This window comes from Mycobacterium sp. NGS49, from assembly GCF_059812565.1.
Map to the genome: position 1 here is coordinate 158441 of NZ_JCALCX010000013.1, position 12618 is coordinate 171058.

Here is a 12618-nt window from a genome sequence, read left to right on the forward strand (position 1 = left end):
TGGGCATGGAGTTCGGCGCGCTCCCCCCCGAAATCAATTCGGCCAGAATCTATTCCGGCCCCGGGTCGGCACCATTGATGCAGGCGGCGGCGGCCTGGGAACGGCTGGCCAACGAACTGAATTCGACCGCCGAGTCGTACACCGCGGTGCTGTCCGGTCTCACCAGCCAGGAATGGCTGGGGCCGTCGTCTCTGTCAATGGCAGCGGCGGCGGCGCCGTACGTGGCGTGGATGCGCGCGACCGCCGCTCAGGCCGAGCATGCCGCCGCGCAGGCCCTGGCAGCCGCGAACGCGTACGAGGCCGCGTACGCGGCGACGGTGCCCCCGGCGGCCATCGCGGCCAACCGCAGCGTCACGATGTCGCTGGTCCAGTCGAACATCTTCGGTCAGAACACGCCCGCGATCGCAACCAGCGAGGCGGACTACGGCGAGATGTGGGCCCAGGACATCGTCGCCATGGAGGGCTACGCCGGGAACTCGGAAGCCGCCTCCCAGTTGTCGCCATTCACGTTGCCCCCGGCGACCACCACCGAAGGCGCGCTGGCCGGCGAAGCGGCAGCTGCCGCGGCGATTGGACCGGCGGAGACGAGCGTTCTGCCGACGCTGCAGTCCTTACTGCCCTCGCCGCTTTCCGACATACCTAATCCGTTTGAGGATCTCGACATTCTGGTGCTGGCGGCTGTCGGGGTCTCAGCCGCTTCGCTGGGGGTGTCCGGCATCCAGCTGAGCGAGGTCTACCGCCACGACGTGGTGGATGAGGTCGAGAAAGAGGAAAGCCTCGAGGAGACCGAAGCGGCTGACCGTGCCGCCGGTGTACCCCCCTCGCGGTCGGGACCCTCACCTTTGGGTGGCCAGCGCCTCGCAAGCCCGCCGGGGCCGCCGGTCGCGGCGCTGTCGGGGTACTCCAGCAGCATCGGCGGGCTGTCGGTGCCGCCAACGTGGAACATGCCGCCGGCGGTACGCCAGATCGCGGCCATGTTCCCCAACAGCACGCCGATGTATCTGACTGCGGCCGAGGACGGTGGCGGCTACGCAGGCATGGCGTCGGCGGGTCTGGCCGGAACCGCCCTGGCCGGGCTGGCGGCACGGGGCGGAGCGTCGTCGACCCCGTCGCAGGCCGCACCCGCGGCCGGGGGTGCCGCCGGCGGTGCGGCGACCAGGCCGGCCGCCAACACACCCGCAATCCCCGCGGCGGCCACCGCGGCGCACTTTCCGGGTTTGCCACAGGGCCTGCCGCCGGGCGTGGTGGCCAATCTGGCTGCGACGCTGGCCGCTATCCCCGGCGCGACCATCATCGTGGTACCACCGAATCCCAACCCGTGATCAGGGCTGGCCGGGCAGCAGGCGCACCATCAGGCCGTTGCCCTCGGCCAGCAGGGCCTGTTCAGCGTCCACCAGTTCGGCCGATACGAACGCCTTGCGGCCCTCGATCCGGGTGACCCGCCCGCGAATGGTCAGCGGCGTGTCGATCGGCGTGACCTTGCGGTAGTCGACGTGCAGGAAGGCCGTTCGGCTGATCGGTCGTCCGGCGGCGTGCGAGACCATGCCGAAGGTGTGGTCGAACAGCAGCGGCAACACGCCTCCGTGCACGGCCCAGTTGCCGCCGACGTGGAAGCGGGTGAAATGGCCGGTCATCTCGACACCGTCCGGGGCGTAGCGGGTGAGCTTCCACGGCGGCAGCAGCAGGCTGCCCATGCCGGGCAGGTCGGGGGTGCGGCCGGCCGGCGACTCGCCCGCGCCGGCCTCGAACGGCTCCAGCAACTCCATCAACGCGGCGGCCCGCTCGGCCGCCTCGTCCCATATGTCGTCGCCGGGGTCGGCGGACACCGCCAGGTCCTGCAGTCTGCGCATGGTCGCCACGAACTTGCCGAACCCGGGTCCGGGACTGGCCGGGCCGTATTCCGGAAAGCCACCGTGGTGTTCGTATTCGGGATCTTCGTCTCGGGGATCGTCCTGCGGGCTGAGCGACGTGTAGTGCGTCACGCGGGGGCCGCCAGGATGTCGCGCCGCACGATGGTCTGGTCCCGTCCCGGTCCCACCCCGATGCACGAAACATGTGCTCCGGCAAGCTCTTCCAGACGTAACACGTAGTCGCGGGCCTTGGCGGGCAGGTCGTCGAATTCCCGGGCGGCGGAGATGTCTTCCCACCAGCCGGGCAGCTCCTCGTAGATCGGCTGCGCGCGGCACAGGTCGCTCTGCGTCATCGGCATCTCCGGCGTGCGCTTGCCGTCGATCTCGTAGCCGACGCACACCGGCACCGTTTCCAGGCTGGACAACACGTCGAGCTTGGTCAGGAAGTAGTCGGTGATGCCGTTGACGCGGGTGGCGTAGCGGGCGATAACGGCGTCGAACCAGCCGCACCGGCGCCGCCGGCCCGTCGTTACGCCGAATTCGCCGCCCGTCTTGGACAGATACTCGCCGTTCTCGTCGAACAACTCGGTCGGGAACGGGCCGGAACCCACCCGGGTGGTGTAGGCCTTCAGGATGCCCAGCACGGTGCCAATCCGGGTCGGGCCGATACCCGAGCCCACCGCCGCGCCGCCGGCCGTCGGATTCGACGACGTCACGTACGGGTAGGTGCCGTGGTCGACGTCGAGCAGGGTGCCCTGGGAACCTTCCAGCAGCACCGTCTCACCGGCGTCGAGGGCGTTGTTGAGCAGCAGCCGGGTGTCGGCGATGCGGTGACGGAATCCCTCGGCCTGCTGCAGCACCGCCTCGAGGACGTGGTCGGGCTCCAGGGCCTTGCGGTTGTAGATCTTGACCAGGATCTGGTTCTTCAGCTCGAGGGCGGCCTCGATCTTGTGTTGCAGCTGGGCGTGGTCGAGTACGTCGGCGGCCCGGATGCCCATCCGGGCGATCTTGTCCTGGTAGCACGGTCCGATGCCGCGGCCGGTGGTGCCGATCTTCTTGCTGCCCATGTAGCGCTCGGTCACCTTGTCGATGGCCACGTGGTATGGCATCAGCAGGTGCGCGTCGGCGGAGATCAGCAGCTTCGAGGTGTCGACGCCGCGATCTTCCAGGCCCTTGAGCTCGTCGAGCAGCACGCCGGGATCGATCACCACGCCGTTGCCGATGACGTTGGTGACCCCGGGTGTCAGCACGCCCGACGGAATCAGGTGCAGGGCGAAGTTCTCGCCGGTCGGCAGCACCACGGTGTGCCCGGCGTTGTTGCCGCCCTGGTAGCGCACCACCCACTGCACTCGTCCGCCGAGCAGATCGGTGGCCTTACCTTTGCCCTCGTCACCCCACTGGGCTCCGATGAGGACGATTGCCGGCATGACGTGCTCCCAACTCGTCTGGCAGGTTGGGCCCCCTTATTGTGGTCCAGCCGGTGACCTACCCTACCGAGCGGTTCGCGAGGAGTGTCATGAATGCGGGTCAGAACGCGCCGGGTGTTGCGGTGTTTCCGTCTCATGACGCCCGCCTGCCGCGGCCGTTGCGCGGTCTGCCCAGCTTCGACGGCGACGAGATCGGCAGCTTGCGGCGTGTGGTGGTAGTCGGTTCCGACAGCGATCTGGCCGCCGCGCTGACCCGGCTGTTGCGTGCCGAACGGCTCGACGTAGAGGTCGCGTATGCGCCCCGAAGGCGCACCCGGGCGACCCGGATCTACCGGCTGCCGGCCGGCGGGCGCGCGGCGCGGCGGGCGCTGCGGGGTACCGCCGGCCGGGTGCCGCTGATCCGGGATGAAACCGGGACAGTGCTGGTCGGGCGGGCCGGCTGGCTGCCGTCCGACGCCGCCGGCTCGATCCGGGGCGAGGCGGTGGTGGACGACACCGTGCTGTTCGACGGCGACGCGACCGGGGTGTGGATCGAACCGACGCCCGAGCTGCCGGGCCTGCGGGCGGCCGTTCGGCGCCGTTGGCCCCGCTGGGTCAGCGGACGCGCCGCCCAGCTGGGTACGACGGGGGCCGTCGTGTGGCGCGACGGGCTGCCGGCGCCGAGGCCGGTGCGACGCTCGGCGTTCTACCGCCACGTGGAGGGCTGGCTGCTGGTTCGGTAGTTGCAGTAGTTGCAGTAGGTTTTCAAGGGTGCGGCCCAGCCCGATCTTTCTCGGCCTGGTCGGATTGACGGGCGTCGGTGCGGCGCTGGCCTGGGCGGCCGGGTCGGAGGTACGGCCGCTGGCCTACGCCGGAGTGTTCATCTTCGTCATCGCCGGCTGGCTGGTGTCGCTGTGCCTGCACGAGTTCGGACACGCCTACACCGCCTGGCGTTTCGGTGACCACGACGTCGCGGTGCGCGGTTACCTGAACCTCGACCCGCGGCGCTACAGCCACCTCGGGTTGTCACTGGTGCTGCCGATGGTGTTCATCGCATTGGGCGGGATCGGCCTGCCGGGCGCGGCGGTGTACCTGCAGACCTCGTTCATGACGCCCGCTCGTCGCACGGCGGTGAGCCTGGCCGGTCCGGCGATGAACCTGCTGCTGGCTGTGCTGCTGCTGACCGCGACCCGGTTGCTCTACGACCCGGCGCACCTGGTGCTGGCCGCCGCGCTGGCGTTTCTGGGCTTCCTGCAGGTCACCGCGGTGGTGCTGAATCTGCTGCCGGTCCCCGGCCTGGACGGCTACGACGCGGTGGAGCCGCACCTGAGCCCCCAGACGCAGCGGGCGGTGGCACCGGCCAAGCAGTTTGGGCTGTTCGTCCTGCTGGTCGTGCTGCTGGCACCGGGGCTGAACCGGTGGTTCTTCGAGATCGTGTACTGGCTCTTCCAGCTGTCCGGGGTGGCGCCGCGACTTTCGATGGCCGGCGGTGCCCTGACCCGCTTCTGGAGCGCCCTGGCGTGAGTGGCCGGTCTTGGTCGACATTTAACGCAGGTACACCGTTCACGGCGTGTCGTGTGCGTGGCGTCAATGTCGCGGAGGCACGGGCTATTGCAATATATGCGCGTTTACGCATAAATTACTGAGCCATGGGAGCCGGACACAGTCACACCCCCGCCGAGGCGGACGCATCGCGCATGATCCCGCGGATGATCTTTGCCGCGGGCATCCTGGCGACCTTCTTCGTCATCGAACTGACCACCGCGTTGCTGATCAACTCGATCGCGTTGCTGGCCGACGCGGGCCACATGCTCACCGACGTGGTTGCGGTGTTCATGGGCATGGTGGCGGTCATCCTCGCCCGGCGCGGCAGCACGTCACCGGAGCGCACCTACGGCTGGCACCGCGCCGAGGTGTTCACCGCGGTGGCCAACGCCGTGCTGCTGGTGGGTGTCGCGCTCTTCATCCTCTACGAGGCGATCGACCGGCTCGGCGGCGCACCGTCGGTCCCCGGCGTGCCGATGATCGTCGTGGCGCTGGCCGGGGTGTCCGCCAACTTCGGAGTGGCGATGCTGCTGCGGTCACACTCCGAGGAGAGCCTGGCGGTCAAGGGCGCCTACATGGAGGTCGTCGCCGACACGGTCGGCAGCATCGGGGTGCTGATCGCCGGCGTGGTGACCGTCACGACGCACTGGCCGTATGCCGACGTGGTGGTCGCGGTGCTGGTGGCGCTGTGGGTGCTGCCCAGGGCGATCGCGCTGGCCCGCGCCGCCCTGCGCATCCTGTCGGAGTCTTCCCCGGCGCATATCGACGTCGACGAGTTGCGGACCGCACTGGGCGGAGTCGACGGCGTGACCGACGTGCACGACCTGCATGTCTGGACGCTGTCGCCCGGCAAGGACATGGTGACCGCCCACCTGACCAGCACCACCGACTCGGCACAGGTACTCAGCGACGCGCGGGCACTGCTGTCAGCCCGGGGGCTCAACCACGCGACCGTGCAGATCGACTGCCCGGACGGCCATTGCGAGGAGACGTTCTAGAAACCGAGCGCCGCGCGGGCCGCGGGGTCGCAGTCGTCGAGCAGATCCAGGCAGCGTCCGTATTCGTCGGTCTCGCCGATGGCGTCGGCGGCACGGGCCAGCGCTGCCACGCACCGCAAGAAGCCCCGGTTGGGTTCGTGCGCGTAGGGCACCGGGCCGAAGCCCTTCCAGCCGTTGCGGCGCAGCTGGTCCAGGCCCCGGTGGTAGCCGGTCCGGGCGTAGGCGTAGGCCGTGATCGCCCTGTCTTCAGCGAGCGCCTCCTCGGCGAGCGCCGCCCACGCCACCGACGCAGACGGATGGGCGGCGGCGACTATCCCCGGCTTCTCGCCGGCGAGCAGTTCAGTTTCGGCCTCGCTGTCGCCGGGTAGCAGGATCGGGTCAGGTCCCAGGAGGTCACCGGTCGGTGTCATGGCGCCCATTCTGCCAATCCGGCTCGGTTAAGCTGCACCCATGCCCAACGCACCTGAGTCCGACCGCGACGGCACAGTATCCAGCGGCAAAGCCGACGGTGAGCGCAACCGCGACGCCGAAGCCACCCAGGCCCAGCCTCTGGTGCCGGGCGACTCGGAAACCGAGACTCTGGTGATTGCCACGCACCAACCGGACGAGGCTTCGGAGGCGACTCTCCCCGAGGGCCAGGCCGAGCGGCGCTTCACCGCACCCGGTTTCGACGCGAAAGAAACCCAGGTGATCGCCACCGGTCAGGATGCGGCCACCGAAGCCTTCCACGCCCATCCGGCGGCGGGCACCCCGCCGGCCCCGCCCGCCCCCCCACTGCCGCCCAAAACCGCTGTCCCACAATCGATTCCGCCGAGAGACGGCGGAAAACAGGGCGCCAAGCAGCGCAACTGGGGCTGGGTGCTGGCCGTGGTGGTCATCGTGCTGGCCCTGGCGGCGATCGCCATCTTCGGCACCGTCCTGCTCACCCGCAGCAAGCGCGCGAGCGTCTCGCAGGAGGACCAGGTGAAGCAGACCATCCAGAATTTCGACATCGCTATCCAGCGCGGCGATCTGACCGCACTGCGCAGCATCACCTGCGGCACCACCCGTGACGGCTACGTCGAATACGACGAGAAGTCGTGGTCAGAGACCTATCAGCGGGTGTCGGCGGCCAAGCAGTACCCGGTGATCGCGAGCATCGACCAGGTCGTCGTCAACGGTCAGCACGCCGAGGCCAACATCACCACGTTCATGGCCTACGACCCGCAAACTCGGTCCACCCGGAGCTTGGACCTGCAGTACCGTGACGACCAGTGGAAGATCTGCCAGTCCAGCTGACCAGCTAACCGGCGAGGGACTTGCCGGCGCAGTGCAGATCGTTACAGGCCTCGATGACCCGCTCGGTCATGCCGGCTTCGGCCTTCTTGAGGTAGCTGCGCGGGTCGTAGACCTTCTTGTTGCCCACTTCGCCGTCGATCTTCAATACGCCGTCGTAGTTGGAGAACATGTGCGCGGCGATCGGTCGGGTGAACGCGTACTGGGTGTCGGTGTCGACGTTCATCTTCACCACGCCGTACCGCAGCGCCTCCTCGATCTCCGACTTCGCCGAACCCGAGCCGCCGTGGAAGACGAAGTCGAACGGCTTGGCGTCATCGGACAGGCCGAGCTTGGCGGCCGCCACCTTCTGCCCCTCGGCCAGGATGTCCGGACGCAGCTTGACATTGCCGGGCTTGTAGACACCGTGCACGTTGCCGAAGGTCGCGGCGAGCAGATAATGGCCGTGCTCGCCGTGCCCCAGCGCCTCGATGGTCTTCTCGAAGTCCTCCGGGGTGGTGTAGAGCTTGTCGTTGATCTCGTTGGCGACGCCGTCCTCTTCGCCGCCGACCACGCCGATCTCGATCTCCAGAATGATCTTGGCCGCCGCCGCCTGCTTGAGCAGCTCCTGCGCGATCTCCAGGTTCTCGTCGATGGGGACCGCCGAACCGTCCCACATGTGCGACTGGAACAACGGGTTGTCACCCGCGCGCACTCTCTCGGACGAGATCGCCAACAAGGGGCGCACGTAGGTGTCGAGCTTGTCCTTGGGGCAGTGGTCGGTGTGCAACGCGACGTTGATCGGGTACTTGGCGGCGATGATGTGGGTGAACTCCGCCAGCGCCACCGCGCCGGTCACCATCTCCTTGACCCCGAGGCCGGAACCGAATTCGGCACCGCCGGTCGAGAACTGGATGATGCCGTCGCTGCCGGCGTCGGCGAAGCCTTTGATGGCGGCGTTGATGGTCTCCGACGACGTGCAGTTGATGGCCGGGAACGCGTACGCATTCTCCTTGGCACGTCCCAGCATCTCGGCGTAGATCTCGGGCGTTGCGATGGGCATGAAGGACTCCTTGTACGGAACTTGGTCTGATCAGTATTGCAACGCCGGTATGTTGAAGCACCATGAGCACCACCGTGGTGGCGTTGGGGGACTTCCTCGACCCGATGTACTGGCTGGGCAGCGACGGTGTCTTCGGGTCCGCAGTGCTGCCGGGCATCCTGGTCATCGTCTTCATCGAAACGGGCCTGCTGTTCCCGTTGCTGCCGGGCGAGTCCCTGTTGTTCACCGGCGGCCTGTTGGCCGCGTCGCCCAATCCGCCGGTCACCATCTGGGTGCTGGCGCCGTCCGTGGCGCTGGTGGCGATCCTGGGCGACCAAACCGGTTACTTCATTGGCCGGCGCATCGGCCCCGCCCTGTTCAAGAAGGAAGACTCCCGGTTCTTCAAGAAGCACTACGTGACCGAGTCACACGCGTTCTTCGAGAAGTACGGGGCCTGGGCGATCATCATGGCCCGCTTCATGCCGTTCATCCGGACCTTCACCCCGGTGATCGCCGGTGTGTCGTACATGCGCTACCCGGTATATCTGGCCTTCGACATCGTGGGCGGCGTGCTGTGGGGCGGCGGTACGACGCTGGCCGGCTACTTCCTGGGCAACGTTCCGTTCGTGCACCACAATCTGCAGAAGATCATTCTGGGCATCCTGTTCGTGTCGATGATCCCGGCGTTCATCGGGGCCTGGCGGGCCTACCGGTCACGGCATCGGCAGCCCAAAGACGAGTCGCTGCCGTTATCGGACTGACTTGACCATCGCGACGCTGTGCGCCGCCTCCATCAGCATCCAGCCGGACAGCTGCACCGACAGGTCTCGCTCGGGAATCGCCGAACTGTTCACCGCGCCCTCGACGAACTGGGCCTGCTGACCCCCGGTGGTCGGGATTTCCGCGTCGCGGTCCCAGAAAGCGCCGAACACCGGTAGGCCGTCCACCGTCTGGCGGTAGTCCCATGCCGACTTCGCCGACGACAACACGATGTCACGTGCGGTGTCGCGGGCGGCCCGGTCCTCGGCGGAGTCGCCCGGCAGGCCGGTGGCGACCAGGGCCAGGTAGCGGGCGGTGATGCCGGCGAACAGTCCGCCGTCGCCGCCGCCGGCGCTTTTGAGCACGCCTCGGGGAGCCATGTGTTCCTTGACGGCCGCGACCAGCCGGTGCACGCGGGGCGGGTGCCGATCGTCGTGAGTGCGGTTGGCGAGCTCGACCTCCAGCCCGAGTACCACACCTTGGCAGTACGTGTACTGCGCCCGGACCAGCGACCCGTCCCTGATGCCGTCGAGCACCAGGTGAGTCTCGGGGTCGATCAGGGTTTCGTCGATCCAGTCGGCCATCTGCTGCGCCCGGCGCAGGTGCCCTTCGTAGCGCGCCAGGAAGATGCCCGCCGGGCCGTTGGCGGGGGCGTTGAAGAACTGATCGTGCTTACGCCAGGGGATGCCGCCGCCGTCCTCGGGCACCCATGCGTCGACGAACTGCTTGGCCAGGGTGTGCAGCGCGCGGCTGCGCTCGACGCCGACCAGGTGCGCGGCGCGTTCCAGGGCCAGCGCGAGCCACGCCATGTCGTCGTAATAGCTGTTGGTCCAGCGCAGGGTGTTGCGCAGCCGGTGCGAACGGATCTGCCGATTGATGCGGGTGCGGCGCTGTGTCTGCGGGTCGCGCAACTGCGCGTCGATCAGGCAATCCAGCAGATGCGCCTGCCACCAGTAGTGCCAGGTGCCGAACATCCGGTCGCTGCGGTCCGAGGGCCAGGCGACCACCCCCAGCTGGGTCGCGGGTAACCCCCACAGTCGCCGCAGGTTTCGTTGCGTGACCGCGGTTTCCGAAGTGGCGGCGCGGTTTGCCCATACCTGGTCCATACCTGCCGATCCTGCCCTACGGTTTGCGGTGACGGGAGGTCAGCCTTGCAGGGGCACGCGAAGTCGTGGAGATATCTGGAGAAGCGCCAGCTGCGCACCGGTAGCGCAGGCTGGGTGCTGCTCGCGGGGCTGGGCGTCAGCTACGTGGTGTCGGGCGACTATTCGGGCTGGAATTCGGGCTGGCGCGCGGCGGGTTCGGCGGAATGGTGATCGCCAGCGTGGTGATAGCCGCCATGTATCTGGCTCTGGTGCTGGGGCTGGCCGAACTGTCGTCGGCGCTGTGCCGTTGGCAGCCGACGAGACGACGGATCCGGCCCGAAACGTTCCGCGTGGCATCACCGCGGCTTTCGCCGTTCTGTCAGTGAACTGCGTGCTGGTGCTGCTGCTGCCGGCTCCGGTGGCGCGCAGGCGATGTCGACGTCTGGCAACCCGCTGGTGGCGGCGCTGGGCCCGGCCGGCGCGGCCAGTCCGGTCAGAGGGGCCGTCAACTACATTGGACTGGCCGGCCTGGTCGCCAGTTTCTTCTCGATCATCTATGCGTATTCGCGGCAATTGTTCGCACTGTCGCGAGCGGGCTACCTGCCGACCGGAAATGGACCGTCCCTACCGAACCCCGGCGGCATCGTCACGACGGGTTTCGCGCTGGTGGTCGCTGCGCTCGCGTTGCTCGCCACGTTCGTAGTCGACGGCGTGGCGGCGGTGTGTTGTCTGGCAGTGTTCTGCGGGTTTCTGCTGTATTTCGGCTGCTACGGCCGACACCGGTTGATCAGCAGTGCGCCGGACGGGCAACTGGCCGGCTGACCGGCATCGGGTCGGCCAGCAGCCACAGAACCTGTTGCATCGCGGCCAGGTTATGCCCCGGCAGGAACAGGTCGCAGAACGGCAGCGCCGCCGCCATCGAACCGGTCAGCGGTCGGTAATCGGGCTGCGCCGCACGGGGATTGAGCCACACCAGCCGGTGCGCACGGCGGCGCAGCCTGACCAGCGCATGTTCCAGCACCTCGGGCGGATCGCTGTCCCAACCGTCGGAGGCGATGATCACGACGGCGCCGCGAAGCGCGTTGCCGTGACCTGGCGAATTCAGCAGCCCGTTGAGGTTGCGACCGATGAAGGTGCCGCCGTAGCGGTCGGTCACCCGGGCGTTGGCCCGTTCCAGTGCCGCCTCGGCGGATCGGTGCGACAGCACCGAGGTGAGCCGGGTCAACGACGTCGAGAACGCGAACACCTCGGGCCGGACCGTCATCCGGCCGGTCATCACCGCTCGCATCAGATGCAGGTAGACCGTCGCGAACGGCTGCATGGACCGGCTCACGTCGCAGACCAGTACCACCCGCCTGGGCCGGCGACGCGGCCGGATCCGCGCCAGCATCAGGGTTTCCCAACCGGTCCTGCGCGACGCGTTGATGGTTGCCCGCAGGTCGATCCGGCTACCGTGCGGGCTGGCCTGCGATCGCAGGCTGCGCCGACTTGGCCAGTGCCGCAACGAATCCCGCAACCAGGCGCCGATCAGCCGCAGATCGCCGGGATCGAACTCATCGAACGGCTCGTCGGCCAGCGCGGCGATGCGGCTGGGCACGAACTCGGGCAACCGGACGCCGGCGTGGGCATCGGATTCGCCGGCGGTTCCGGTGGCCCAGGGCAGCGTCTGAGTCACTGCTTCGGACCGGCTGCCGCCGCGATGCACGATGCCCGCGGCCGGGGTGCGTGGTCCCGGCAGCGGCAGCGACGGGGTGTCACGCGCGTCGGGCGCACCGGCCCCGAATACGGCCGCGAACACCGCGTCGAAGGTGTCCAGCTCGTCCATGCGGTTGACCAGGGTCAGCCGCGCGGCCCAGTAGAGTGACGACCGGTCGTGCGGCGCCAGGTGTTGCAGCGCCTGCACGAAAGTCCTTTGGCCGCTGCCCGATACCGATACTCCCGCACCGCGCAGCCGCGCCACCAGGGCGGCCGCGAACGCCGCGAGGTCCACGCCGCGCAGCAGAGCGGGAGTGCTCACTCGCGGCTGCGCCGGCCAAGCAACCAGATCAAGGCCAGCACGGCGAGCACCGCGGCCGCTACCGCCCCGTACTTCTTGAGTTGATCGCCGCCGGCCAGCTCGATCAGGTCGATGGGTTCGGGTTCGACAGCCTGGCGGGTGCCCGGGACCGGGTTCGCCGGCCAGGCCGGAATCGGCGCTTCGCCATTGGTGGCCGCCGGGACCTCGGCGGCGGCCGGTGCGGCCAGTTCGGCTTCCAGGGACTCGACGAACTGGCCCAACAGCTTCTCCGAAACCTGTTGCAGCATCCCGCTGCCGAATTGGGCCAGCTTGCCGACGACCTTCAGGTCGGTGTCGACGGTGACGTTGGTGCGCTCGCCCGCCGCTTGCAGTTGCGCGGTCACGGTGGCCGCCGCGTTGCCGGTGCCGCGCGCCTCCTTGCCCTTGGCGTCGAACACCGCACGGTGCTGGTCGCGGTTCTGCTCGACGAAGTGCACCTTGCCGGCGAATTCGCTGGTGACCGGGCCGACCTTGACCTTGACCTTGCCCAGATAGTCGTCACCTTCGTGGCCGACGAGTTGCGCCCCCGGCATCAGCGGGATCACCCGCTCGAGGTCGCAGAGCACGTCCCAGGCCTCTTCGATCGGGGCGCTGACGGTGAATTGGTTGGCGATTTTCATCGG

The 12618-nt window shown here is 68.3% G+C and carries 13 protein-coding genes and 1 pseudogene; 7 read left to right on the forward strand and 7 right to left on the reverse strand.

Going from position 1 to position 12618, the window contains the following annotated elements; all coding sequences use genetic code 11:
• Positions 1-5 precede the first annotated feature (5 nt).
• A complete protein-coding gene (locus AC5Y7D_RS15855; RefSeq protein ID WP_499925659.1) occupies positions 6-1322 on the forward strand; it encodes a PPE family protein in 1317 nt (438 codons plus the stop codon).
• On the opposite strand, the gene AC5Y7D_RS15860 is transcribed toward AC5Y7D_RS15855, so the two are convergent.
• Entirely contained in the window at positions 1323-1982 is a 660-nt protein-coding gene (locus tag AC5Y7D_RS15860) for a PaaI family thioesterase (protein ID WP_499925576.1), read from the reverse strand.
• Entirely contained in the window at positions 1979-3277 is a 1299-nt protein-coding gene (locus AC5Y7D_RS15865) for an adenylosuccinate synthase (RefSeq protein ID WP_499925578.1), read from the reverse strand. The genes AC5Y7D_RS15860 and AC5Y7D_RS15865 overlap by 4 nt, the downstream gene beginning before the upstream one ends.
• A gap of 89 nt (positions 3278-3366) precedes the next feature.
• On the opposite strand from AC5Y7D_RS15865, the gene AC5Y7D_RS15870 reads away from it, so the two are divergent.
• The 3 genes from AC5Y7D_RS15870 (at position 3367) to AC5Y7D_RS15880 (ending at position 5799) form a co-directional block, all read left to right on the forward strand.
• Complete coding sequence (locus AC5Y7D_RS15870; RefSeq protein ID WP_499925579.1) at positions 3367-3999, forward strand: peptidase M50; 633 nt, start codon at positions 3367-3369, stop codon at positions 3997-3999.
• 28 nt (positions 4000-4027) lie between these two features.
• Positions 4028-4780, forward strand: coding sequence for a site-2 protease family protein (locus tag AC5Y7D_RS15875; RefSeq protein WP_499925581.1), 753 nt, complete (start codon positions 4028-4030; stop codon positions 4778-4780).
• Positions 4781-4905: 125 nt separating this feature from the next.
• Complete coding sequence (locus AC5Y7D_RS15880) at positions 4906-5799, forward strand: cation diffusion facilitator family transporter (protein ID WP_499925583.1); 894 nt, start codon at positions 4906-4908, stop codon at positions 5797-5799.
• Here the strand turns inward: AC5Y7D_RS15880 and AC5Y7D_RS15885 are convergent.
• Positions 5796-6209: a DUF3151 domain-containing protein gene (locus tag AC5Y7D_RS15885; protein WP_499925584.1), complete on the reverse strand. Its 414-nt coding sequence runs from the start codon at positions 6207-6209 to the stop codon at positions 5796-5798. The two genes, AC5Y7D_RS15880 and AC5Y7D_RS15885, sit on opposite strands and share 4 nt — an antisense overlap.
• 40 nt (positions 6210-6249) lie before the next feature.
• Here AC5Y7D_RS15885 and AC5Y7D_RS15890 point away from each other — a divergent pair, with 40 nt between their 5' ends.
• Positions 6250-7077 carry an Rv0361 family membrane protein gene (locus tag AC5Y7D_RS15890; RefSeq protein ID WP_499925586.1) on the forward strand — a complete coding sequence of 276 codons (828 nt, stop codon included), beginning with the start codon at positions 6250-6252 and terminating at the stop codon, positions 7075-7077.
• A 4-nt stretch (positions 7078-7081) separates the two neighbouring features.
• Here the strand turns inward: AC5Y7D_RS15890 and fbaA are convergent, their stop codons facing one another.
• Complete coding sequence (gene fbaA, locus AC5Y7D_RS15895) at positions 7082-8116, reverse strand: class II fructose-bisphosphate aldolase (RefSeq protein WP_499925588.1); 1035 nt, start codon at positions 8114-8116, stop codon at positions 7082-7084.
• 62 nt (positions 8117-8178) lie between these two features.
• On the opposite strand from fbaA, the gene AC5Y7D_RS15900 reads away from it, so the two are divergent.
• Positions 8179-8856, forward strand: a complete 678-nt coding sequence (locus tag AC5Y7D_RS15900) for a DedA family protein (protein ID WP_499925590.1) — start codon at positions 8179-8181, stop codon at positions 8854-8856.
• On the opposite strand, the gene AC5Y7D_RS15905 is transcribed toward AC5Y7D_RS15900, so the two are convergent.
• A complete protein-coding gene (locus AC5Y7D_RS15905) occupies positions 8845-9960 on the reverse strand; it encodes a glycoside hydrolase family 76 protein (protein ID WP_499925592.1) in 1116 nt (371 codons plus the stop codon). The genes AC5Y7D_RS15900 and AC5Y7D_RS15905 overlap by 12 nt on opposite strands.
• Positions 9961-10005: 45 nt before the next feature.
• On the opposite strand from AC5Y7D_RS15905, the pseudogene AC5Y7D_RS15910 reads away from it, so the two are divergent.
• Positions 10006-10761: pseudogene (locus tag AC5Y7D_RS15910) on the forward strand (permease).
• Here the strand turns inward: AC5Y7D_RS15910 and AC5Y7D_RS15915 are convergent.
• Positions 10727-11956 (reverse strand): vWA domain-containing protein, encoded by a 1230-nt coding sequence (locus AC5Y7D_RS15915; protein ID WP_499925594.1) that lies wholly within the window; start codon positions 11954-11956, stop codon positions 10727-10729. The pseudogene AC5Y7D_RS15910 and the gene AC5Y7D_RS15915 sit on opposite strands and share 35 nt — an antisense overlap.
• Positions 11953-12615: an SRPBCC family protein gene (locus AC5Y7D_RS15920; protein WP_499925595.1), complete on the reverse strand. Its 663-nt coding sequence runs from the start codon at positions 12613-12615 to the stop codon at positions 11953-11955. The genes AC5Y7D_RS15915 and AC5Y7D_RS15920 overlap by 4 nt, the downstream gene beginning before the upstream one ends.
• Between the last annotated feature and the right edge of the window lie 3 nt (positions 12616-12618).

Excerpts from the sequence above, each read along its gene's own strand:
- AC5Y7D_RS15855 (WP_499925659.1), top strand. The coding sequence starts at position 6 with ATGGAGTTCGGCGCGCTCCCCCCCGAAATCAATTCGGCCAGAATCTAT.
- AC5Y7D_RS15865 (WP_499925578.1), bottom strand. The coding sequence starts at position 3,277 with ATGCCGGCAATCGTCCTCATCGGAGCCCAGTGGGGTGACGAGGGCAAA.
- AC5Y7D_RS15870 (WP_499925579.1), top strand. The coding sequence starts at position 3,367 with ATGAATGCGGGTCAGAACGCGCCGGGTGTTGCGGTGTTTCCGTCTCAT.
- AC5Y7D_RS15880 (WP_499925583.1), top strand. The coding sequence starts at position 4,906 with ATGGGAGCCGGACACAGTCACACCCCCGCCGAGGCGGACGCATCGCGC.
- AC5Y7D_RS15885 (WP_499925584.1), bottom strand. The coding sequence starts at position 6,209 with ATGACACCGACCGGTGACCTCCTGGGACCTGACCCGATCCTGCTACCC.
- AC5Y7D_RS15890 (WP_499925586.1), top strand. The coding sequence starts at position 6,250 with ATGCCCAACGCACCTGAGTCCGACCGCGACGGCACAGTATCCAGCGGC.
- fbaA (WP_499925588.1), bottom strand. The coding sequence starts at position 8,116 with ATGCCCATCGCAACGCCCGAGATCTACGCCGAGATGCTGGGACGTGCC.
- AC5Y7D_RS15900 (WP_499925590.1), top strand. The coding sequence starts at position 8,179 with ATGAGCACCACCGTGGTGGCGTTGGGGGACTTCCTCGACCCGATGTAC.
- AC5Y7D_RS15905 (WP_499925592.1), bottom strand. The coding sequence starts at position 9,960 with ATGGACCAGGTATGGGCAAACCGCGCCGCCACTTCGGAAACCGCGGTC.
- AC5Y7D_RS15920 (WP_499925595.1), bottom strand. The coding sequence starts at position 12,615 with ATGAAAATCGCCAACCAATTCACCGTCAGCGCCCCGATCGAAGAGGCC.